This window comes from Treponema vincentii F0403 (assembly GCF_000412995.1).
GTDB lineage: Bacteria > Spirochaetota > Spirochaetia > Treponematales > Treponemataceae > Treponema > Treponema vincentii.
Genome location: NZ_KE332512.1, coordinates 782601 through 806355 on the forward strand (window position 1 = coordinate 782601; position 23755 = coordinate 806355).

Below are 23755 nucleotides of genomic sequence, written 5' to 3' on the forward strand. Positions count from 1 at the left end.
TTACATCCGATTGAGCTGTACAATCTCGTTGAATGTTTCGAGCTGTGTTTTTACCTGCCCGAAATCCGACATCTGCTGATCATATCCGACTTTTACCAACGGAATCTTAGCGTCGCTAAACGCCTGCTTGAGCGATGGATACTCCATTTCTTCCGTGTCATCAAAGTTCATCATAAAGAGTAAGCATCCGTCAGCTTTGTTATCCTTTGCCAGTTTTACAACGTAGGCAGGACGCTTGATAAGGTCGGGGTCGTAAAGGAGCGGATCTTCGTCCATACGGGCAAATTGATCGGCAAGAGCCATCATCGGATCGTCGATAGACAAATCGATGTCAACCTTCAACGCGCGGGACTCGTGTGCCACATCATCGGCAACGATACAGACCTTGTAGTCGTCAAAGACTTGCAGTAAGCCGGGGTTGTCGGTAATAACGCCGCTGGTAACCACCCGAACGCCATCCCATTTTTCTTCCGGTAAGGCTTCGAGTAAGGCGTTCAACTTTTTCAGCAGTTCCGTATGCTCGTCCTTCAGCATAAAGTATGAGCTTTTAAGCACATAGCATCGATCCGAAGCTTTTACGCTTTGCGGATGAGAGGCGGCAAGCTTGATGAAGCGGCGTTTTTCGGCTCTGTTTTCGTTATACACCTTGAACGCTTTCTTTAAGTTTTCATCGGTTACTTTAACGCCGCAGATTTTTTCCAGCTCTTCCTTTGCCTTGGTAAAGATACGCGCGTTGTACTTTTTGCCGAAATCTTCTTTGCGGTGCTGTCCGTGATTGATAAAGATCATCGGGATTTTCCGCCCGGCGCTCACCTTGTAGTTCTGAGAAAGCGGACGCAGCGTGTCATCCAGCGTTGTCAGCATCGAAGCGGACAACCCGTCGAGGGTGCCGTCCAAAGCCATTTCCAAACAACGCAGCGCCAACGAATAATAGAAGGTGGGGAAGTATTCTTTTGCCCGTTCGATAGGTCCCTGCCCTCCCCATACGCCGAACGGCGCGATGCCGGCTGCATAGACGATTTCTTCCGGTGCATAGTACGGGAAAATACCGACGGCTTTTTTCCCCGCCGCAAGATATTTATCCAGCTGCTTCCGCGGATTGTTTGCCAAATATTTAAATTGTTCCAATAAATCCTTAACTGTTTCCATAGTGTCCTCCCCTACTCCAGCGTCGGCTTCGACCAATCGGTCTCTTTGGTATTCTTAAAGTTGGTATAGACGTCCTCACCCTTCGCCTGTTTATCCTGCTTGCGTTCGTCCATAATTTCTACCAAGCCCTGCACTCTCGTCTTGTACTGTTCCGTAGAGAAGTTACGCTCATCAGCCTGATCGCCGTCGAAGTGGACGACCGGAATACCGAGGTCTTCCTTCCAGCGCCGTTCAATTTCGGGCATCGCGCCGCTCCACGGTTTACAGCTGCGGTTGTAGTTGACCAAAGCGCCGCTGATACCGTTTTCTTTTGCCATGGTCTCGCGCCATTCAACACCGGTTTCGATACAGACGGAACACGGTGCCTTGCAGTACGCGGCGGCCATTTCGCGGATATTCGAATAGCGGAATCCGAATGCCGGAGCATATACGACAGCGGTTACGTTGACGCCGCTATCCTTTAAGGGATCAAACAAGGGACGAAGCGCCGGCCAGCACGGAATACCTTCAAACAAGATACGATGCTCTTCCGGATATTCCCACGTAGAGGTATTCTCTTTTACCGATTGTTCAAATTCCTGTGCCAAGAGTTCAAAACCGACAGCGGCGTCTTCCTCACAGCGGGCGGCGACAATGTCTGCCATGTGGTTAAACAGGTCAAATCCGCTTAACGGAGACGGCTTATACGACATAAACGAACAGGATTTCAGCCAAGCGGCGGCGGTTCTGTTTGCACGCGCACAGGCATCCTCAAATTTCTTTTCGTCAAATTTCTTTCCGGTCAATTGCTCCAGCTGCTTGATGGCATAATCAAACTGCCCGAGTAAATAATCTACTTTTTCTTCGGGGACATCCACCGTATTGGAGAACGGAATGTCGACCATGATGAGTGGGATATTGTGCATACGCGCAATATTCTCGTACCATTTAGTCATCATATTGCAGATATTGTTACAGCACAGCAAAAAGTCAGGCTGCGGCATTCTGCGCGAATCGGTGGGTTCTCCTGCGGCATACGCAAGACTGATACGGGCATAACCGCAGATATCGTTATCGTATCCCATATCCTCCGCAGCTTGGCAGAGGCGCAATCCGTCTTTCTTAGCAGCCGTCGACGCCGCATGATTTTCGGGATACACAACGTTAAGATCAAAAGCTTTCGCTAATTCAATTGGAAATTTAGAAGAACTCCATCCGACTAATTCACCGCGCCGCTTTGCTTCCCACGCGTTTGCATAGACCTTATCTACCACATCGCGTAAAACAGCGGCAGCAGGCTTATGCCCTTCAATCGGCCGCGGCGTTTTGTTGGGTAACTTTTCCATTTTTTGGGCCATTTGTTTCCTCCTATGTCCTCAAGGTCATCTTCAAAAAAACGAAAGGGTTCTTTAAAAGATGCCATTCAGGCCTGCACCGGCCTTGCATTAACCGGCGTAAAGCCTTACTTATTTTCCCGCCTGCATACACTTTTGGTGTGCAAACAGAGCGGCTCCAATTGCGCCATTTAACTGGCAATATTCACTCGTGTGAATTTTAAACCCTATATTTTTTTCCATTGCCCGGACCATTCCCTTATTCAGGGCTACTCCTCCGGTCATTACAACATCATCCTGAATGCCGACACGCTTGGCCAAACTACCGACACGGCTGGCAATCGCAGTGTGGATTCCTTTTACGATATCGGGAATTTTTGCGCCACTTGCTAACTGAGAGATAACCTCCGATTCGGCAAAAACGGTACAGGTAGAACTGATTGTCAACTCTTTGGTGGACTGTTCATCAAGCTTTTCAAGGTCTTCCAAATTGATTTCCAAAACCTTTGCAATAACATCGAGGAAGCGCCCCGTACCGGCAGCACACTTATCGTTCATAACAAAGTTTTCAAGCATGCCGTTATCGCTGAGCTTTAGCGCCTTAGAATCCTGCCCGCCTATATCGATAATAGTACGTACCCGCGGGAACAAGAAATAGGCACCTTTTGCATGACAGGACAGTTCGGACATCTGTGCCGGTACTTCCTTTAACGAATTACGCCCATAGCCGGTTGCGATAGCTCCGTCAAGCTGCTCCATCGAGGTAAACCCGAGTTGTTCCAGCGCTTGCTTCATTACCCGCGCGGGCCCGCTTGTTCCCGTCCCCACCGGAACAACAGCCGTTGCGACGATTTCCTTCCCGTCCTTGATAATAACACACTTGGAAGCCGTAGAACCGACGTCTACGCCCATAGTAAATATACTCATAACGATATATCCGCTCCCTTGCCGATAAAAATATACAAAAATTCCCAATCACGGGCAATTTTCAGGTAACCACTTTTCAGTCAGCGGTTACCGCACACACAGCAACAATACCGTGTCCTTAAAGTCCGAGCATGTGTTTTGCCAGATCTAAGAACTTCGTGATGATGATTGCGTTGGTGATATTACTGATAAATCCTCCGATAACCGGTACAACGAAGAATGCCAGCTTGGAATAGCGGTATTTGCGGCATACGGTTTGCATCGTGGTCATCGAAACGGGTACTGCACCTAAGCCGAACCCGATATGTCCGACTGCCATAACCGCCGCATCGTAATTTCTTCCCAAAAGGTTGAACGTAAGGAAGTAGCAGAAGATAAGAATTAACACAACCTGCACGAGCAGCAATACGACCAATGCAGTGCCTAAGCCTGCGAGCTGCCACAGCTTCATCGAAACAATCGACATCGAAACGAATAAGGCCAACGAGAACTCACCGACGATATCACAAGCATTATATAACACATTGTGTTTATTAGGATTATTTTTTGAAGTCAAATCAAGCAAAAGACGCATTGCAATTCCGCCGAACATACAGCATACGTGAATAGGGAAATTGACTTTAAAATACTTGAGTGCCAAAAATAACACTTGGCCGATACCGCATGCGATACAAAGCATGAACACCGCCTGCAGCATATTGTATTTATCAACCAATGCCCCTGCAGTACCGCCTGAACCTTCAGCCTTTAATTCCGCAGCTTCTTCTTTGCCGTCCAGTTCGGGATTTTCAAGATGAAAGCGCTTTACCATAAAGTTACCGAACGGGCCGCCGAGAATACATCCCGAAATCAAACCGAAGGTTGCTGCCGCGATCGCGACTTCCATTGCTGCAGTTCAGTTGCGCCTGCTTCTACAGCAATCGGTGCAAACGAAGCGGCGTTTCCGTGACCGCCGGTCATTGGAATACTGCCGGTCATCATGGAAATGAGCGGACTGATATGAAAGAGATTTCCAACCGAAATAGCAGCGGCATTCTGCAGCGCGGCAAGTAATGCAGCCAATACGGTAAAGATAATAACCAACTTACCGCCTTTTTTCAGCAGTGCCAAACTGGCTGCGGCTCCGCTTGCGGCAAAGAACAGACAGTAGAACAGCTGATTCACCGTTTTATAATCAAAATTAAGTTCAAAAATATTAACCGAATAAAGCAATAATGAAATGAGCGCAAACAATGTTCCACCGACAACTGCAGCGGGCAAGCAATACTTTTTTAATACCGGGATTTTGTTGCGCAAAAACTCTCCTACATAGATCGCGATAACGGCAACCATGAGTGTTTCGAACATCCCCAACTTTAAAACAATTCTTTCCATAAAAAGACATCTCCTTATAATGCATATATAGCCGCGTAAAAATTATGACGGTATATATGCACAAATAAGAGAGCCGCCGTACACGGTTTTTATCCGTTTGAGCGGTTCCCAAACGAGACGGTACCGGTTTTACCGTTCAAAACGGCTTACCGGTACCGTTTTTGCAAGTTTATTTCTTTACAAACGTATTGTATTCTCTAATTGCCCGCGGCAACAGCATTTGATGGAATGCACAAATTGCTTTGGGATTCTGGTATACCGAATTGGTAAATGCAACCATATACGCTCTTAGATCATACAAATTAACGATTTCGTCCACCATACCGGTCTTGGCGCAGTACTGCGGAACGGACTTTTCCTTGTATTCATTGATCAGCTTATTCATCTTTTCAATGGTAGGCGTTAAATCCTTTCCTGCATCCTTGTCTTTTACCAAACGCCGGCAATACATCGCGGTTGCAGCGGTTTCGCCGTTCATTACGTTGATTTCGGTTGCCGCAGTACCGAGCGAGAATGCATTGGTGTCATTGCCCTGAGGCCCGCCCAATACATAGTGAGCAGCAGCAGTACCTTTCCGCAACGTAACTTCCATCTGCGGGATATTGGAGTTCTGAATGGAGTAAATAAGCGACTGACCTAATCCCAAAAGCTCGGCTTTTTCCGCATCGTTTCCGACGTCGATACCGGTAGTATCCTGCAGCCAGATAATCGGAATCTTATCGCGGGCACAGAGGGTTACGAACTCATTCATCTTCATAAGTCCCTGCCGATAAAGCTTACCGCCGATACCGACTGCGCCTTCCTTGTATTCGGGATACTTCAGCAGCAAGCCCTGGAAGTTGGCGACAAGACCGACCAAAAGTCCGTCTACCTTCGCAAGTCCGGTTACCATTTCGGGACCGTATCCTTTCTTGTACTCGCTGAATTCGCTGTTATCTACCAACCGTCCGATAATATCGTAGATATTGTATATCTTTTTCTGATTCATCGGCAAAATCGAGTACAGATCGTTCGGATCGAGCGCCGGTTCCCTCGGTTCGTCTACGCGGAAGAATTCCAAATTATAGGCAGGCAAGTAATCCATGTACTTTTTAATACCGTCCAATACGCCGATTTCGTCGCTGTATACCTCGCGGAAGAACCCCGTTTCGTTATAGTGAATGGATACTGTTCCGGGGACATCGACACCTTTGGACTTTTTGCTTGCTTCAATAATCTGCTCGGCACCCTCTTGGTCGATATACCCCTTGGGATTCATACCGCCGACAATGCCGGCGCCGCCGACTGCCATATTCGCTTTTTCATGCGCAATCAGGATAGTCGGGCTGATACTGTGATAACCGCCGCCTGCAGGGTTTGTTCCGTAGATACCGACAATGACGGGAACGCCCAACTGCTGCAGCTCTACGTTCCGATAGAACGGAGTACCGCCGCCGCGCCGGTTCGCATACACCTTTTCCTGTTCGTCAAGTTTAACACCGCTGCAGTTCAATACATACACGAGCGGAATGCGGAGACACTTCGCCGTGTCGGATGCCCGCAGTAAATTTTCCGCTTGGCCGGGAACCCACGCACCGACGATTTTTTTGTTGTCGGAAGCAACGATAACCGCCCACTTCCCGTTAATCCGTCCCAAGCCTTTAACAATACCGGTTGCGGTTTCAAAGTCCTGAGGATTATAGAGACTGTTTAGCGGACACCACGTGCCTTCATCAATAAGGTCGGCAACCCGCTGCAGCGCAGTCATCTGCCCTTTTTCGTTGATAGCCTCCGTCGGCGTTCCTGCTTCGTGAATTTCATCTATCAGTTTGCCGATTTCTTCTTCAACGTCTTTAATCAGCTTCTCATTTTCTTCATCAATATGAGCCAATGCTTTTCCAACTTGTTCCATATTTTGGAAATAGTTTGGCATCGAATAATCACCCATGTTTATTCCTCCGGTTACGACATTTTCCGCGAGCACGAAGCTCACGGAAAATGCTCTTTTTCTGTGCGAAATTTTATCAAAAATTTCGCACATTTTTTCTAACAGACGGGTAAACACATCAGGCGGAGTAGATTAACATCGCAGAATAATTGTGGCTATGACGTCTAAAACTAGCCTTTCCGTCAGCCTTTTGAAAATAACGGTACCGGATACAAGGCGCAAACAAAAACAAAGCGGAGACGTACTTGTTGTACGTTGAGCATTTATTTTTGTGCAGCAACGCCGTAAACGGTATGCATATTTTCAAAAGGAAAGGTTGAACGGCCTCCTTATATTCTGCGGGGCTGCTAAAAAATAGCCTGATGTGTTTACCCTACCTTGATACTTACTCTTCGACAGGAACTTTGATAAATGCCTGTCCGGGGTCGATTTCCTCGCGGATCATCTTGATGACGTCTTCATTCGGCGCTTCCAATAACACTGCTTTGGAGACATCGAGGTCAAAGCCGGTATTTTCCAGTACATCTTCGGGGGAAGAAGTCGGATAATATCCCGCTAAGTACATCCGCTTGGTTTTATCGTCAAATTTGAGGATACCGCGGTCGGTAACAACGGCAATCGGGCCTCTGTTTCCGGGGAGGCCGAGTCTTTCGCGGCCGCCTGCACCGTCGCCCCAGCCTGCGCTGGTAATATAGTCGATTTTGTCGATAAAGCGGCGTTTTTCATGCTGCATCATAATAACGGTGTTTGAGTAAGTTGCGATACCGTTTGCACCGCCGGAACCGGTAAAGCGGGTAATGGGGTTGTGATAGTCGCCGATACAGGTTGAGTTTACGTTTCCGTAGGGGTCAATCTGAGCACCGCCGATAAAGGCGATCATACGGTCGTTATCGTTGAGCCATTCATTTGCCTCAAACCCGATAAAGCGGACATTCGGCCATTGCACTCCGCAGTGAGCCATCAGCCGGTTATCGCCGACGCTGCGCGGTACTTCGATCGGAGCGCAGTCCATCAAACCGCTTTCTACAATCAGCTTGCAATTCGGAGCAAAAATCCGTTTTGCCAACGAGGCTCCGATTAAAGGAAGGCCCGTCCCTACAATAACGATTTGACCGTCTTTAATGGTCTTCGCGATTGTAATCGCCTGCATCTCTTTATTGGTATAATTCTTATAATTCTTCGCCATCTTACTTATCCTCCTTCACAAGCTTTGCCGCATAGCCGAAGCCCGGCACAACATGGAGCTTCGCCAATCTGCTCGCGCCTAACTTATCGATATACTCATTGTGATCTTTTACGCCGTATACCCACTCATTCAGGTACGCTTTAAAATCTTCTTCGGTCTTGGTAACGCTGTCGTACATTTTGAAGAAGTTCGCATCATAATCATAATAGTTATAGCACTGAGCGGGATGAGCACCGTAGGGAGTGTGAACAACTGCATCGACGCAGAATTCGGGAATTGAGTTCTTGCTGGGATCTCTTCTGATTTCTTCTTCGGTTACGAGTTCTTCGCAGGTTACGATACATTTTTTTGCGGCAATTGCGATATCGACATCGTGGAATTCATCGCCCTCAATAGAGCATGTCCCTTCGATAGAAGCCTTCTGCACGTGGATAATTGCGGTGTCCAAGCGCGGCACCGGTACGGCAACCACTTTTTCGCCGGGGTTAAAGGGATTGTCCATCTCTATCAATTTATCGTTAGGAAGACGAGGATCTTTTGCACGTTCTTCCTTACTAATTCCCCACTTATTTACTAAGTCGGTACCCTGCATCAGCCGTACCGGCAGATACGGGAGACCGAGAGATGAAGCATGGAGCATCAGCATTAAAACATCCTGCGAATAGTCTTCCAGCAGCATTTTTTTGTTTTTTTCTATTTCGTGGCGGAAACGGCGCGCTACATTCGTATAGCCGGAATTTGCAATATAACAGTTAATAAAGGCCTTTACCCTTCCTTCACCGATCAACATATCCCAGTCGCCGCCTGCAGGGCCGGAATACCCGACAAAATCGCCTAATCCTTGCCGTAAAATCTCATTTACCGCCGCATAAGGCTTACGGTTTGTCGTAAAACCGCCGAAACAAAGCACGTCTCCCGATTTTACATACGTTTTAATTGCATCATGCAATGACATAACCTTACTCATAATACATCTCCTTCCAACTATATGTACTTTAATGAGATAGACAATCGCGGAAATTACTCTTCAGCAATACGTTCTATCATACAAGGAGGGAATGCCGATAACATCGGTATTCCCTCCTCTTTATTACTTGCCAAAAATCAGCATAAAATAACCGGCTGCAACCGCCGATCCGATAACACCGGCCACATTCGGCCCCATTGCGTGCATCAACAGAAAGTTCGTCGGATTTTCGGACGCCCCAACCGTCTGCGAAACGCGTGCAGCCATCGGTACCGCAGAAACGCCGGCAGATCCGATTAACGGGTTGATTTTTCCGCCGGTAACAACATACAAGAGTTTTCCGAGTAAGATACCGCCGACGGTAGACATACAGAACGCAAACAATCCCATAAAGATAATGCTAATCGTTTGCACCCGTAGGAACAATTCTCCATTAGCGGTAGCGCCGACCGTAACACCGAGCATGATCGTAACAATGTTAATCAAAGCGTTTTGCGCCGTATCGGACAAGCGCTGTACGACACCGGACTCTCTAAAGATATTGCCCAACATCAGCATACCGAGCAACGGAGCAACCGACGGCAGCAACAGCGCAGTAAATAAAACAGTTCCGATTGGGAATACAATTTTTTCGGTCTTGCTCACCTTCCGTAGCTGCTTCATCTTAACAGCCCGTTCTTTTTTGGTGGTTAACAACTTCATAATCGGCGGCTGAATCAACGGAATTAAAGCCATATACGAATACGCTGCAACGGCGATAGGTGCCAGCAGTTCGGGAGCCAAGTTATTTGCAATATAAATAGACGTAGGACCATCAGCTCCACCGATGATGGCAATGGCGGCGGCTTGCTTAGCCGTAAAGATCGGTAAAGCGCTTGCAGCCATAAAGGTGATATAGATACCGAACTGAGCCGCCGCGCCAAGCAATAAACTGATCGGATTGGCAATAAGCGGTCCGAAATCAGTCATGGCGCCTATTCCCATGAATATCAGACATGGGAACAGATTACTTTTAATACCGCTATAGATAATCCGAAGTACACCGGATGCATACCAAGGATCCGCTTCCTTCATCAAATCCGCTAACGGTAAATTCGTCAAAAACATACCGAAAGCAATCGGCAACAGCAGCAACGGTTCAAACTGTTTGACGATTGCTAAATAAATTAAAACGAACGAGATGACAAACATCACAAGCTGCTGCCATGTCAACGCAGCAAAGCCTGATTGCTGCATCATCGTTCCTATAATCTTAATAAATTCCATGCGGCGCCCCTTATTTAAGCTCTACCAATACCGTATCCGTATCGACGGCATCTCCTTTTTTAACTCGCACTGCGGATACCGTACCGGCAAATTCGGACACAATTTCGGTTTCCATCTTCATGGCTTCCAATATAACCACCACCTGATTTACGGAAACGGAATCGCCTTCCTTTACTTTAACATCAAGAACAGTACCGGGCATCGGGCTTACGATGGAATTGCCGGCACCTGATGATGCAGGAGCCGGTGCCGCAGGCTGGGGAGCCGCAGGGGCAGCAGGCTGTGCTGCAGGAGCAGCTTGGACAGGGCGGGATACCCGCTCAGGCGGCCGTCTTGACAGGGAAGACGATGCGCCGCCGACTCTTTCTACTTCAACTTCATATCTTTCACCATTCACAGTGACTACATAGTTCATACTAAACACTCCTTTATGTGGTTTATAGTTTCTTAATATTCGTAATTACGAATGAATTTAAAGGCTCGCGCCTTTCTTCGCTGATCGCAGCAGCAATAACCGCAACTTTTACCGCTTCGGCACCCGCTGCAGGCTTCGTATTTACGGCTGTAGATGCCGCTGTTGCAGGGGCTGCTTGAGGTTTAGCAGGTAATTTTTTCTCTAAGCCTGAAATAACTTTCGAAACGATCATAACATAAATCGCTAAGAAGATTAGAGATAAAAACACAATGCCAAGCCCAAGCAGAGATGACAACAAGCTTGTAACAAAGCTTATGTACTCTGTTGTAATCATTCATACCTCCTATAAGGAATAAATAGCTTGAAAAAGCATCCTGTATAATAGCCTTATCATAATAAAAAAGTGCTTTACTGTCGAGACAGCAAAGCACTTTTTAAGTGTTCCAGGGTATCTTTAAAAGTTTGATTAAATCTTAAAAAAATCCCTCATAGAATAGATGCGTTCTCTTCAAAACTACCCGACAAAAATACTGGTAAAGGTCTGAATGATAAACGCATTAACAAAATCGATAAACAGTGAACCTACGAGCGGAATAGCCAAAAAAGCCTTTGTCGAGAAACCGTTTACTGAAGTGAACGCTTCCATGTTTGCGATCGCGTTCGGGGTAGCCCCCATACCGAAGCCACAGTGTCCGGTTGCAATAACAGCAGCATCGTAGTCCCGTCCCATAATATTGAAGGTTACGAAATAGGCAAACAATCCCATAACAACGGTCTGTACTAACAGGATTACGATAAGCGGAATCGCCAAGTCTGCCAATTCCCACAACTTCATCGACATCAATGCGATAGCCAAGAAGAAGGAAAGACATACACTTCCGATAATCCCAATTTCATCGATAGGAGTTTTGTTTGAAGTTGAGTCGACAACGTTACGCATAATAGCGGCAATAAGCATCGGAATAAGATATGCGGGTAAAGACAATCCTGCTTTTTTAATAAGCGGAGTGATAAGGCCGCCGACACCCATTGAAATACCGATCATACAGGCTGCTTTAAAGAAGGATTTCTCGGTCATCGTAGCTTTTTGAGCGAGAGTCTCTTCGTTTTCCGCTTTCTGTTGAGCATCTTTTGCATTTCCCTCTTTGCATACCAGCTTATTCTTTTCCATAAGGCGTTTTGCAATCGGCCCGCCGATTAAACACCCTGCAACCAAACCGTAGGTTGCCGAAGCGATTGCGACAACCGTAGCGCCTGAAACGCCCCGTTCTTCCAAATAAGGACCGAAAGCGCCCGACGTTCCATGTCCGCCGGTCAGCGGGATAGAACCTGCTGCCAAACCGATACCGGGGTTAAGTCCGAACACCTTCGCTAATGCAACACCGATACCATCCTGTACAACACAAAGAACAGCAGCTGCTGCTAAGAACAGCAGGGTGGCGATACCGCCCTTTTTCAATGCGGAAACACTTGCTAAGAATCCGACGCTGGTAAAGAACACAACCATGAAGAAATTCTTTAAGTTCCCGTCAAAAGTAAATGTAAATAGTCCCATATTATGGCCTATCAACATTATAATCGAGAACAGTGTTCCTCCGATAACCGGCGCAGGAATGTAGTACTTCTGCAAAAGCCCGACTTTTGCTTTAATACCGCTTCCCAACAGGTACAGTATAATAGCAAGCCCCAACGTTAGATACATATCAAACGTAAATGTAAACATCTTTCATTACCTCCTCATACAGATGCATTTACTGTAGATTAAATATCAAGCAGAACATCTAAAAAACCGAAGCTTTTAGATGTTCTTTATAACTATGCTATACAGCACATTACTGAATTTTGTTCTTACAGTCTCCCGTTTCGACATATTCTTTTATGTTATCAAAGGTTGTTTCGATCATATTTAAGGCAGCCTCATCGGTATAAGAACCTATATGCGGCGTAATAATAACCTTAGGATACATATTGATCAATTTTTCGAATGCGGGAACAGGCAAAGTCTTACCTTTAAAATCTTTAAAGAAGATTTCAACCTCGTTGTCCAAGGTATCGATACCCGCAGCATAGATTTTTCCGCTTTCCAGCGCCTCGACCAATGCATCGGTATCGACAAGTTCTCCTCGTCCCGTATTAATAAGAATAACGTTATCCTTCATCTTCGCGATTGCTTCTTTGGTGATAATCTTACCGTTTTCTTTGATATACGGAGCATGGAGCGTAATAATATCGGATTTTGCCAGTACTTCATCCATCGACATCTGCGTTACGATGTCTTCTACACCGGTTTTCGGGAAAATATCAAAACCGATGACATTGGCGCCTAAACCTTTAAACAGTTTAGCCGCTGTCATACCAATTCGTCCCAAACCGAGTACGCCGACCGTGCAATTCCGTACTTCACGTGAGAACATCTGCTTATCGACAATAAAGTTCTTATCTTTTGTCTTGTTACCGGTATAGGTAACGTTTCTCAGCAGTGTCATTGCTAAGGTTAACGCCAATTCCGCAATCGCATTCGGAGAATAAAACGGTACATACGCGGTTTTAAAACCCAGCTCTTTTGCATACGGTATATCAATATGATTAACACCGACCGTTCTGGTCATTACATATTTAACACCGAGCTCTTTATAAATGTCCAGCCGCTCTTTTGTCGCAAAGCAGTTTCCGCGTAATACGACAACGTCATGTCCGGCGGCTTTCCTTGCAGTAGCTTCATCGGTTAGATATTCGGGAATTAGCGTCATTTCATACCCGAATTTCTTATTTACTGCTTCAAAGATAGGCCGCTCGACATCGCGCACGCCGTAAAAAATAATCTTCATGTTATAGCACCTCCTACATTCTTTAATCTTACAATGCCTCTACCGCGTTGTCAAGAAAAATTTATTTTTGCGTAAGGCTGAATACGCCGTCCCAATTGTCGGCCGGAGGCTTTTGCATAAAGTTTTCGCATTTGCGCAGATAGGCAGCGGAGGGGCCGTCGTCGGGGCGCTCTTCGGACAGCGCTTTAAAAAGCTTGAGCGCTTCCTTCCAATCCCGCTTATCGAACACGCAATGGGCTTCCTCAAACCGCTGTAAAAAGTCGAGCGTTGCCGAATCGACAGCCTCCTTCAACTCAACCAGCTCCCATAACTGCACCGGCGTATTGATACCGACAACGCGCACACGGTCGAAGCGGCGGGTAATAAATTCGTCGCCGATTTCGTTTCTCGTCATATCGGAGATTAACAGCCATGAACCGTACTGCTTGTTTACACCTTCCAGACGGGCGGCAAGGTTGACGGCGTTACCCATAATCGTATAGTCCATCTTCCGTTCGGTACCCATGTTCCCGACAACCATATCGCCGGTGTTAATCCCGATACGGGTTAAAAGCGGATTAGGACTCATCCCTTCACGCATAAAAAGTTCGTTCAGTTCAACCTCTTTACGGTGCATCAGCACTGCGGCATGACAGGCGAGGCGGGCATGTTCTTTATAATCTACCGGAGCGCCGAAGAACGATATAATGGCGTCCCCTTCATACTTATCGATAGTGCCGCGCTGCTCTAAAATAATATCACTCATACCGGAAAGATAGATATTCAGCAGCTTAACCAGTTGTTCGGCATCGAGCGCTTCACTTATTGTGGAAAAGCCCTTAACATCGGTAAACATTGCGGTAATCCATTTTTTCTGTCCGCCGAGCTTCAGCATAGAAGGATCTTCTATCATCTCATTGATAACATCGCCGGAAAGGTATGTGCCGAATGCTTTGCGGAGAAAGCTCTTTTCGCGCTCACTGATGATGAACGACACCATCGAATAGGTTAAGAACGATACGAAGAGTGCCAGCACCGGTGAGATAATAAAGATATAAATACCGGTAAAGTGGAATATGAGTTGATTCACCATCAGCACGACGAGGGACAGCACAACTCCTGCAATAATCTGAACAAGGGTGCTGAACCGGCGGATAACCACAATAATACCGAAAGAAAACGCAATCGCGAGCAGAGCCGACACCCAAACCGGCGCTTGCTGTAAGAAATCACGCTGCAAAATAGTATTGGCGACCGCAGCGTGCGTACCGACATTCACATATTCGCTGTGAAAGGGGTTAACGCCGATATCGGTCGTGCCGGTGCTTGACCATCCGATGATGCAAAAAGAGTCTTTAAGTTTACCGGCAAGCGCCGTTTCAAGCTCCGTATGCCGGTTATACGATGTGGCGGCGTTTGCATACAGCGTTTCAAAATCGGCCTTTACCTGATCGTAGAGTTCCGCATCTTCGGGATTTCCCGCCTGTTTTGCCTCGTCGAACAACAAGGCTATCGATGTACCGTAGTCCGTTTCCAAAAAGTTTTTTACCGTATCCCAATAAGCCTGCACCGAAGTAAGCCATGCCTCTTTATCCTGCGTACTCCCCGATTCAAGGGCGGTACGGCGCAGTTCTTCGCTTTCTACCCACAGCTGCATACACGTGTCTATCGGCGCATATCCGGGACCGAGATTCCAGCCCTGATTAGCCCGCAACAGGCGTAAACTGCTTGCCGTTTTTTCTCCGCTTTCGGCATAATCGATCAGCAGATAGAAAGGAACATGAGTAAAGCTGTTTTGATAGTTTTTTTTCGGCCATCGAATCAACATCATACCGCTTGAATCAAGCGGTATTGAAATATTTTCTTCTTTACCGTCATACACGGCACCGATCAACGTAACGAGGTTTTTATCGATGACAACTTCGGGAGACCTCAGTTTCTTCAGCAACGGAGAAAAGGCAAGCTGCATAAACACCGTGTCGCCGATATTATCTGTCAACCGGATACGCCGCCTCACACCGTCGCTGTCGATATGCACATTGGTAAACCCCGCCCCCGCCGCCATACGGCTGATTTCCGGTATCGGTACTAAAGCGCTGTGCCGACCGTCCGATAAGGGGGCATTCACTTTCAGCTTAGGATAGACAAACCGCTCTTTCGCAATGGCATATAAATCTTCTGAACCATCGCTCGGAGGATCATCCTGCATATTAACCGTAATAAACGACGAACCGAACAGCCGCATTGCCTGTCCCAAATAACTGTCATTCTCGATCGCAACCTGCTTTGTATGCCGGTAGAGAGTGTCGCGCGATTGATCGATTAAATCTACCAATTCGCTCCCGTATATTCCTGCCTCCGGCAGGGTAATTTGATTATTGGCAAGCGCCGCAAAAATATCCTGCACATTAGCACCGATCTCTTCAAAAGAGGCGGCAAACTCGGACTTTAAAGCACCGTTTAAATAGGTAAAATCTACGCTCATCGGGCTTTTATCGATATATTCAATATCGAATACCGCATATTCCGCACCGAGCTGCGTCAGGGTTTCCAAACCTTTCGCAATGGTATTACGGGGCCACGGATAGAGCCCGACCTTTTCGATGGAAACATCGTCGATGTCCAACAGCACAATAGAAGAATCTTCTTTAACATCAGACTTTAAGCCTAAAAAGAAATCATACAGTCGATTTTCAACCCCTATCCAAAATGGAAACAGATAAGCTCCTGCACACAGTAATCCGATAATACACGGTATAACAATCGAAGGCCAAGATATTTTTTTCTTCACTCTTTACTCCCTATTAAATCTATAGTATGATATGTACGTGAGTTATACAATGGGCTGTTTTAAAATTTTATAAATTTTATATCATAAATTTTATAAAGGAGGAAAAAATGAAACGGATTATCGGAATAACTGTTGCGGTTTTTCTTACTGCTGCAGCATCGTTCGGCCAATCGGCTGAAAGAGTTGACAAAATTTTGGAGACCGAACAAGCGACCTTCGGACAGGCTGCATATCTGATACAGACGGCGTTGAATGATAGCTCTGACGAGCTTGATTTTAACACAGCCTTTGACCGCTTCAAAAACGAAAACCAAAACTTAATACCGGATTCGGTTACGGCAGAAGAGGCCATCTCCGCCAAAACTTATGCTTTTTTATTGATGAAGGCATTCAACGTAAAAGGGGGCATGATGTACCGCATCTACCCGTGTCCGCGGTATGCATATCGCGATCTGCGGTACCTTGGGGTAATTCAAGCTAACAGTGATCCCGATGCTCCCTTGGCAGGATCGGCAATGCTGCAAATGCTCGGCCGCATCGATGCAGTACAAGGAGGTGAACAATGAAACGTATAGTATTCCTTCTTATAGTGGCAGGTGGTATCGTAATGCAGGCTGCCGCTTTGGAATTCGGTGTAAATTTTTCCGATACCACCGGATTAAACGGCACGGATAAGGCTTTTAACATTTCGCAAGCGAATGAAGCGGAAGCATTTATTAAATTTCCCGTAGGAGGCTTTTCTTCAATATATATTTCCGGCGAAGCACGGTTTTCCGGTTTTTTTCCCATTAGCCCTAATGGGACGGCACAGCTGCTGCCGCTCGCTCAATCATTCAGGCTTAAAAGAACCGATTGGTCCGGCCACACAGCCTTTAATACGATCGGCTTTCAATGGGCAATCGGCCGTACTTTGTTCAATGAGTACTCAAATAAAATTTTAAGCGGTTTATTTGACGGAGCACGGGCAGGCCTTACCATAAAACATACCGACCTTGCTTTTGCGCTCGGCTATACGGGTTTAACGTATAAAAACGATGCAAAAATAAGAATAGACCAAGATGATACAAACCGAATGGCCGATAAGGGGAAAATACTGGCGCCGCAGCGGTTATTTCTGTTGTTATCAGCCGCTTTCCAAGAGATAATTCCTTCGCATACATTCGGCCTTGATATGCTGGCACAATTCGATTTACTCAAAGAAACCGGAAGAACCCATACGCAATACTTTATACCGTACATTCACGGAAGAATAAACCGGAATTTCAACTGGAAATACTGGGCGGCCGTTCAATTCGGCGAGGATACACAGTTTTTCTACTCCCTCGCATCGGGGCTTTCCGTGCAATATTTCAATCCTGACTGGCGCTACTTTACTTTAACCGGTAAGCTCGATTGGGCTGCAGGAGACTATGACGGCGCCGGATCGATGCGCTCGTTTATACCGGTTACGAGCCTAAAACAAACGGTCGTTGCCGACGGAGCGATAAGCAGATTCAGCAATATGCTTACGGCAGGGCTCACGGCAAGTGTCCGGCCTATCCGGGCGCTTTTAACGGATGTATCATACATAGCGCTGGCTTCGCCGAATACCGTAAAAGCTCCCGCTTATATCGGTTCCGAATTATCGGCAAAAGTATCGTATCACTTCTATGATGATTTTAGCGCAGCGTTTACAGGCGGCATCTTTGTCCCGAATCCGAAATTTACCACAGCGTATAATGTACGCTGGATGACGGAACTGGCATTTACCGTAAGGCTATAATACGGTGTTTTAGGAGGTTTAGTATGAAAAAATACTTTGGAATTTTAATACTCTGCATAGCAGGCATTTCTTTAGCTGCGGCATCGGATCTTACGGCAACAATCATGGAAGTTGCAGGGAAGGTTGAATGTAAACTTCCCGGAAAAGATTGGAAAACTGCAAAAACAGGCGACGTTTTACCGGCAGGTTCTTCTATCTCGACCGGTTTTAAGAGCACCGCTATTCTTAAAATGGAAGCGGCGACACTGACGGTAAAACCCGTTACCCGCTTATCGCTTGAAGAACTGGTAAAATCCGAAGGGACAACCAAAACCCAGATGTTTTTGATGGCAGGACGGGTTAAGGCTGAAGTTACACCGCCTGAAGGCGAAAAAGCGGAATTTAAAGTGAAAAGCCCCACGGCAACCGCTTCCGTCCGCGGTACGGGTTTTGAATTTGACGGGCAAAACCTCGTTGTAGATCACGGAACGGTACAGCTTGAAGCGGAATCCGGCGTAGGAATTCCTCAATCCGTCGGAGGGGGTCAATTCAGCACTTTGAGCCAAACGGGTACGGTAACAGCTCCCATTGCTGTTACAACCGCCTCAGCTTCGTCGTCGGCTATCTCAGACATCCGGGAATCGGCCTCGAATACTTCAGCGGCAAATAGCTCTGTCATCGACACTACATCTACTACCAGTGATGTAACGCGTCCCGACCTGAAGCCGGATCCTGTAGAACCGAATCCTCCTACACCTGATAACCCTGAGCCGCCGAAACCTGAAGAACCTAAGACCCGCGACGTAACAATCAGCGTAGGATGGGAAGATTAACCGTCCCGATATTATATCCGGCAGCCGTCTTATCTCCCGATAGATGACAGGCTGCCGGTTCCTTAGGGAAGCTCTTTAATTCAAAAGATAGGTTGTGTTTGAAAAATATTATAGGAAGTTATGGACATCAAAATCATCTGTGCAGATATAACCGTACTTAAAGTAGATGCAATCGTTAATGCGGCAAATACCTCGTTGCTCGGCGGCGGAGGTGTCGACGGAGCAATTCACCGTGCTGCCGGCCCCGAATTATTGGAAGAATGCCGTGCACTCAATGGCTGTAAAACAGGGCAAGCAAAAATCACACGCGGCTACAATCTCCCTGCAGAATATGTTATCCATACGCCCGGGCCGATATACCAAGACGGCAAGCACGGGGAACCGGAGCTGTTGGCAAGCTGCTACCGCAATTCACTCATCCTCGCCTCAGACTTCCACTGCAAAACAATTGCATTCCCCTGTATCAGCGCAGGGGTATACGGTTATCCCATGAAAGAGGCGGCGGCAATCGCTCTTTCTACCGTTTATACATATTTAACAAAAACAAAGGCGGATATGATCGTCTACCATGTCTGTTTTAATAAGCAGACCGAAGGACTATACCGTACGTTATTAGGAAAGATGGAGCCCTCTAAAAACTCAGTTAGCTTTTAGAGATGACACAATAAAGAGGCGTATTATGACCGTATCACAATTACACAAGGCACGGTATGCATATATACCGCGATTTCCCGCTATCCTCGATGAACCGATTGAATCCATTGCAATGCAAAAGGAGCAAGAGACCGCTTCCATTGCAAATACAGAGGAAATACAGCCTCTTTTTCCCCACATATACGGTAAGCCGGTTGTTCATTTTGTCAAAGGGACGGCTCATATCGATAAAAAGCCACTCCGGGTAGGAACGATTTTATCGGGCGGACAAGCACCGGGCGGACATAACGTTATCGCAGGTTTATACGACGGTTTACAAAAAGCAAACCCCAATTCCAAGCTCTTCGGCTTTTTAGGCGGGCCGGAAGGGTTGGTCATCGGAAGGGCAATCGAAATAACCGGAGCAATTATCGAAAAATACCGGAACACCGGCGGCTTCGATATGATCGGTTCGGGACGTGCAAAAATCGAAACACCCGAACAAATTGCCGGAGCTGTAGAAACGGTAAAACGGATGGAGCTTGATGCGGTGGTTATCATCGGCGGCGACGATTCAAACACGAATGCGGCTGTGCTGTCGGAATACTTTGTGCAACAGGGCATTGCAACGCAGATTATCGGCGTTCCTAAGACCATCGACGGCGATTTAAAATACGATATGGTAGAAACCTCTTTCGGATTTGACACGGCTACCAAGATATATGCCGACCTCATCGGCAACATTGCCCGCGATGCAAACTCCGCAAAAAAATACTGGCACTTTATCAAACTGATGGGGCGCTTTGCCAGCCATATCGCTCTGGAATGTGCGCTCCGTACTCAGCCGAACATCTGCCTGATTTCCGAAGAAGTTGCCGAAAAAAAGATGACCTTACAGCAGATTACCGACATCATCGCCGACGCGGTGGTAAAGCGTGCAGTGCGCAAAGAGAACTTCGGCGTCGTGCTTATTCCCGAAGGCGTTATCGAATTTATCCCCGAGATGAAACAGCTGATCAAAGAACTCAATGAGGCGATGGCGCAGCACGCCGATACATTTAACACGCTTGAAACCTTTAAACAACAAAAAGCGTGGGTAGCGCAGCATATCAGCCCCGAATCGGCGGCCTTGTTCGCCTCTATGCCGGAAGACATCGCGGCGGAGTTTTTAACGGATCGCGACCCGCACGGGAACCTGCAAGTGTCGCGGATAGAAACGGAGCATCTGCTAATAGGCTTGGTAACCAAACGGCTTGCCGAACTGAAAAAAGAGGGAACCTATACGGGAAAGTTCAGCGCACAGGCTCACTTTTTCGGATATGAAGGACGGGCGGAATTCCCTTCAAACTTCGATACCGACTACTGCTATGCGCTCGGCAGGACAATCTTCGTGCTGATTGCAAACGGCCTAACAGGCTATCTGGCATCGGTGTATAACCTTACCGCCCCGCCCGCCGAATGGAAACCCTGCGGTATTCCGCTGACCAAACTGATGGATATGGAGCTGCGCTCGGGAAAGAAGCAGCCGGTTATCAAAAAGACGGTTATTGATTTGAACGGCAAGCCGTTTAAAACCTTTGCAGCACAGCGGGAACAATGGGCTGTCGAAACCGCTTATATTTTCCCCGGCCCTATTCAGTATTTCGGGCCGTCTGAATTATGCGACATTCTCTCTAAAACATTACTTTTGGAGCATGAAGAGCGGATACATCCATGATGAACCGGCCATTTACGAGCAATCCAGAATCTGCGGAGCCTTGCGAAAATCTCAACGATTTTTACCGATGGCTGGACGGGTTTATCAACTTTGAAAAACGGCCGCATAAAAAAACCTTTTCACTGGAGGTTATCGGATACTATGCCGCGCTGTTTTCAAACCCGCAGACCGCGTATAAGTGTGTACATATAGCCGGTTCAAAGGGAAAAGGCTCCGTTGCGGCGATGCTTTCTGCCTTGCTTACCGAAGCGGGCTCTAAGACAGGCCTCTACACGTCTCCCCATGTAAACGATTTCCGCGAGCGGATAACGGAAAACGGCCGTTTTTTCAGCGATTCAGCCTATCTTGAAGCGTTCCGTTCAGTACGGCAGGGAGCCACGCCGCATATCGATAAAGAAGAAGAGCCGCAGCCGAGCTGGTTTGAATTGGTAACGCTTACCGCCTTTGTGCTGTTCCGGCAGGAAAAGCTCGACTGGGCGGTGTTTGAGACCGGCATGGGAGGGCGGCTCGACGCTACCAATATCGTGCGGCCGGAACTGACCGTGCTGACACCCATCGAGTTGGAGCACTGCGAGTATCTCGGCCATACCATACCGCTTATCGCGGCGGAAAAAGCGGGCATCATTAAAGGGGGTATTCCCGTTTTTTGTTCACGGCAGCAGGTCTCCGCACTTGAAGTATTTAAGGAGCGGGCGGCGGCACTTAACGCCCCATTTTTTTATCTCCCCGATCTTATCGAAACAATTGAACACAGACTGACGCCGCACGGCCGCGAAGTTACCGTCCGCTTTTCCACCGACCATCCGGTAGGAGCGCTCTTTAAACGCCCGCTGCGCACCGTGCTGCCGCTTTTTACACCCGTGCAGGCGGAGAACGCAGCGCTCGCCGCCGCCGCCTTTAAGTACCGCTTTCCCGACGCGCCGGAAGCACTGATCGAACGAGGGCTTTCAAAGGCATGGCTCCCCGCGCGCTTCCAGCTTTTAAGCACCAAGCCTTTGATTGTAATCGACGGTGCGCACACGCATAACAGCATACAGGCATGTGCGGACACCTTTTTTTCTCTCCTCGGCTCCGGCTCCTCGTCCGCGTATTCCGGCCGCACGGTAATCCGTGAAGCTCCTTCACCTGCACATTCCGGTACGCTATCCGTAGCCGGTGCATCGAGTAATGCCAAACCCATACTGGTATTTGCCTGTGCAGCCGACAAAGACCCTGCCGGTTTTGCGCCGATATTCCTCGGCAAAATTGCTCGTCTCTATTTAACTATCCCGGGCTCATTCAAAAAAGGCAATTTGGAAAAAACCGCCGGCGCATTTACGCAGGTTTTCAAAGATGAGAAAGACGTTGTAATGACAGTGAGCGGAGACTTTAATGAGGTACTAAAACAGGCCTTTCACCAAAGCTATGCCGAAAACCGGCCGCTTTTGATTACGGGTTCATTTTATCTGGCGGCGGAAGCGCAACGCATATATTCCGCCGAGGGTTTTCAGGATCGGGAAACTCAAGCTTAACCGCGTAGAGCTGCAAACTCACACCTCTGTTTTCCGCCCCGTACGCGGGCTCCGTCCTCTGCGGCGCATAAAGAGGGTCTCCCACAATGGGCAATCCGATAGAGGCCAGATGAGCGCGCACCTGATGGCGGTAGCCGCGGGAAAGGCGGCAGCGTACCCTAATCGGAGCGGAAGCTGAAACATCAACAGGGGACGGCCTATCAGCCGAAGACGGCGGCATATCATCCGGCTGCCGCAATTTTTCAGCCGGAAGCCGCAGTTCTTCAACCGCTTCTATGACCGTTGTGTAGAGCCGCCCGTCTTTTTTATAATGCCGAGAGCTGGGAAAAACCGGAGCAACTTTCTTTGCGCCGGGGCCGAAATTCCTAAACTGACTTTCCACTGCAGCTATCCGGTTAACGGCCGCACCGGGCAGGCACGGTTCTACAAAAGCGCAATAGGTTTTTATTATCTGCCCCGCTTCCTGCCGGGCTGCAAGAAAATCATATACCGCCTGATCTTTTGCAAAAAGCACGAGCCCCCGCGTATCCGTATCGAGCCGGTGCAGCAGACCCGCCTCAATCGCCTTTTTACCGCACACCTGCCCTTCCCGGCTGTGCTGCCCAGCCGCCGGTATTTTAGGTTTATTGCCGGTCTGCATTTCTTGAATGCACTGTCCGTATTCGGCGGACGGTCCCTGCGTATCATCGGCTTGGTCGGTTGCCCCTGCCTCAGCTCTGTGCAAAAACCAATACACCAGCGTCTGCCGTTCGTCCGTACGGAGCGGCGCAGTAGGCAGATACGGCGGCTTATACACAACCGCCCAACGAGCGGTTTCCCGTATCACACAGGGTTCCGTCCTATTATAATCGGCATTCGCCGCGAGAAACATTTCCATAAATTTTTTCATACAGCCTCCACGGCAACCTCATCAGACATTTTGTGGGATATCCCCGCAGAATACAACCAGAACTGCCAAGGATGGCAGTGTATCCATACAGCAGCGATGTTTTGTGCTCGCACAAAACTCGCCTTCAACTGTTGTACACGGATGTACAACGGTTGAAGATGGCTCAAATGGTCTCACAGTCTATTTATTCTGCGATTTTTTCTACATTATCTGGTGTGATTGCCTTTTTTAAGATAAAATGCACGAAATTTTAAATAAAATTTCGTGCAAAAGGAAGGCAATCGATTAAAATCTTTCTGATGCGGATAC

At 47.7% G+C, this 23755-nt stretch carries 21 protein-coding genes; 6 read left to right on the forward strand and 15 right to left on the reverse strand.

All coding sequences use genetic code 11. The annotated features are described in order from the left end of the window. From HMPREF1222_RS03520 to HMPREF1222_RS03580, 14 genes are all read right to left on the reverse strand, one after another. Positions 1–1149 (reverse strand): 2-hydroxyacyl-CoA dehydratase subunit D, encoded by a 1149-nt coding sequence (locus HMPREF1222_RS03520; protein ID WP_016518230.1) that lies wholly within the window; start codon positions 1147–1149, stop codon positions 1–3. Positions 1150–1160: 11 nt separating this feature from the next. Then, a complete protein-coding gene (locus HMPREF1222_RS03525) occupies positions 1161–2486 on the reverse strand; it encodes a 2-hydroxyacyl-CoA dehydratase subunit D (RefSeq protein ID WP_016518231.1) in 1326 nt (441 codons plus the stop codon). A 108-nt stretch (positions 2487–2594) separates the two neighbouring features. Further along, positions 2595–3389: an acyl-CoA dehydratase activase gene (locus HMPREF1222_RS03530; RefSeq protein WP_016518232.1), complete on the reverse strand. Its 795-nt coding sequence runs from the start codon at positions 3387–3389 to the stop codon at positions 2595–2597. Positions 3390–3507: 118 nt separating this feature from the next. Then, positions 3508–4275, reverse strand: coding sequence for a sodium/glutamate symporter (locus tag HMPREF1222_RS13255; RefSeq protein WP_016518233.1), 768 nt, complete (start codon positions 4273–4275; stop codon positions 3508–3510). Then, positions 4239–4763, reverse strand: a complete 525-nt coding sequence (locus tag HMPREF1222_RS13260) for a sodium/glutamate symporter (RefSeq protein ID WP_016518234.1) — start codon at positions 4761–4763, stop codon at positions 4239–4241. Before HMPREF1222_RS13260 ends, HMPREF1222_RS13255 begins: the two co-directional genes overlap by 37 nt. 169 nt (positions 4764–4932) lie before the next feature. Continuing rightward, the gene (locus HMPREF1222_RS03540; RefSeq protein ID WP_016518235.1) at positions 4933–6690 is read right to left on the reverse strand and encodes an acyl-CoA carboxylase subunit beta; all 1758 of its coding nucleotides are present in this window, start codon (positions 6688–6690) and stop codon (positions 4933–4935) included. A 385-nt stretch (positions 6691–7075) separates the two neighbouring features. Further along, on the reverse strand, positions 7076–7876 hold the full coding sequence (gene gctB, locus HMPREF1222_RS03545) for a glutaconate CoA-transferase subunit B (RefSeq protein WP_006189927.1): 801 nt from the start codon (positions 7874–7876) through the stop codon (positions 7076–7078). A gap of 1 nt (position 7877) precedes the next feature. Further along, a complete protein-coding gene (gctA, locus tag HMPREF1222_RS03550) occupies positions 7878–8843 on the reverse strand; it encodes a glutaconate CoA-transferase subunit A (protein ID WP_006189926.1) in 966 nt (321 codons plus the stop codon). Between the two features lie 123 nt (positions 8844–8966). After that, on the reverse strand, positions 8967–10109 hold the full coding sequence (locus HMPREF1222_RS03555; protein ID WP_016518236.1) for a sodium ion-translocating decarboxylase subunit beta: 1143 nt from the start codon (positions 10107–10109) through the stop codon (positions 8967–8969). A gap of 10 nt (positions 10110–10119) precedes the next feature. Next, positions 10120–10524, reverse strand: coding sequence for a biotin/lipoyl-containing protein (locus HMPREF1222_RS03560; protein WP_016518237.1), 405 nt, complete (start codon positions 10522–10524; stop codon positions 10120–10122). A gap of 22 nt (positions 10525–10546) precedes the next feature. Continuing rightward, the gene (locus HMPREF1222_RS03565; protein ID WP_016518238.1) at positions 10547–10858 is read right to left on the reverse strand and encodes an OadG family transporter subunit; all 312 of its coding nucleotides are present in this window, start codon (positions 10856–10858) and stop codon (positions 10547–10549) included. A gap of 180 nt (positions 10859–11038) precedes the next feature. Further along, entirely contained in the window at positions 11039–12247 is a 1209-nt protein-coding gene (gene gltS / locus HMPREF1222_RS03570; protein ID WP_016518239.1) for a sodium/glutamate symporter, read from the reverse strand. A 109-nt stretch (positions 12248–12356) separates the two neighbouring features. Continuing rightward, positions 12357–13352 carry a 2-hydroxyacid dehydrogenase gene (locus tag HMPREF1222_RS03575; RefSeq protein ID WP_016518240.1) on the reverse strand — a complete coding sequence of 332 codons (996 nt, stop codon included), beginning with the start codon at positions 13350–13352 and terminating at the stop codon, positions 12357–12359. A 61-nt stretch (positions 13353–13413) separates the two neighbouring features. Next, positions 13414–16122, reverse strand: a complete 2709-nt coding sequence (locus tag HMPREF1222_RS03580; protein ID WP_016518241.1) for a CHASE2 domain-containing protein — start codon at positions 16120–16122, stop codon at positions 13414–13416. 107 nt (positions 16123–16229) lie between these two features. Here HMPREF1222_RS03580 and HMPREF1222_RS03585 point away from each other — a divergent pair, with 107 nt between their 5' ends. The 6 genes from HMPREF1222_RS03585 to HMPREF1222_RS03610 all read left to right on the forward strand — a co-directional run bounded on the left by HMPREF1222_RS03585 (position 16230) and on the right by HMPREF1222_RS03610 (position 22557). Then, positions 16230–16688, forward strand: a complete 459-nt coding sequence (locus tag HMPREF1222_RS03585; RefSeq protein WP_006189913.1) for a hypothetical protein — start codon at positions 16230–16232, stop codon at positions 16686–16688. Continuing rightward, entirely contained in the window at positions 16685–17884 is a 1200-nt protein-coding gene (locus HMPREF1222_RS03590) for a hypothetical protein (RefSeq protein WP_016518242.1), read from the forward strand. The genes HMPREF1222_RS03585 and HMPREF1222_RS03590 overlap by 4 nt, the downstream gene beginning before the upstream one ends. Positions 17885–17907: 23 nt before the next feature. Continuing rightward, positions 17908–18696, forward strand: a complete 789-nt coding sequence (locus HMPREF1222_RS03595; protein WP_016518243.1) for a FecR family protein — start codon at positions 17908–17910, stop codon at positions 18694–18696. A 120-nt stretch (positions 18697–18816) separates the two neighbouring features. Then, the gene (locus tag HMPREF1222_RS03600; RefSeq protein ID WP_016518244.1) at positions 18817–19350 is read left to right on the forward strand and encodes an O-acetyl-ADP-ribose deacetylase; all 534 of its coding nucleotides are present in this window, start codon (positions 18817–18819) and stop codon (positions 19348–19350) included. A 25-nt stretch (positions 19351–19375) separates the two neighbouring features. Next, positions 19376–21046 (forward strand): diphosphate--fructose-6-phosphate 1-phosphotransferase, encoded by a 1671-nt coding sequence (locus tag HMPREF1222_RS03605; RefSeq protein ID WP_016518245.1) that lies wholly within the window; start codon positions 19376–19378, stop codon positions 21044–21046. Further along, positions 21043–22557, forward strand: coding sequence for a bifunctional folylpolyglutamate synthase/dihydrofolate synthase (locus HMPREF1222_RS03610; RefSeq protein WP_155997563.1), 1515 nt, complete (start codon positions 21043–21045; stop codon positions 22555–22557). The genes HMPREF1222_RS03605 and HMPREF1222_RS03610 overlap by 4 nt, the downstream gene beginning before the upstream one ends. On the opposite strand, the gene HMPREF1222_RS03615 is transcribed toward HMPREF1222_RS03610, so the two are convergent. Beyond that, entirely contained in the window at positions 22475–23446 is a 972-nt protein-coding gene (locus HMPREF1222_RS03615) for a pseudouridine synthase (RefSeq protein ID WP_016518247.1), read from the reverse strand. The genes HMPREF1222_RS03610 and HMPREF1222_RS03615 overlap by 83 nt on opposite strands. Positions 23447–23755: the final 309 nt, after the last annotated feature.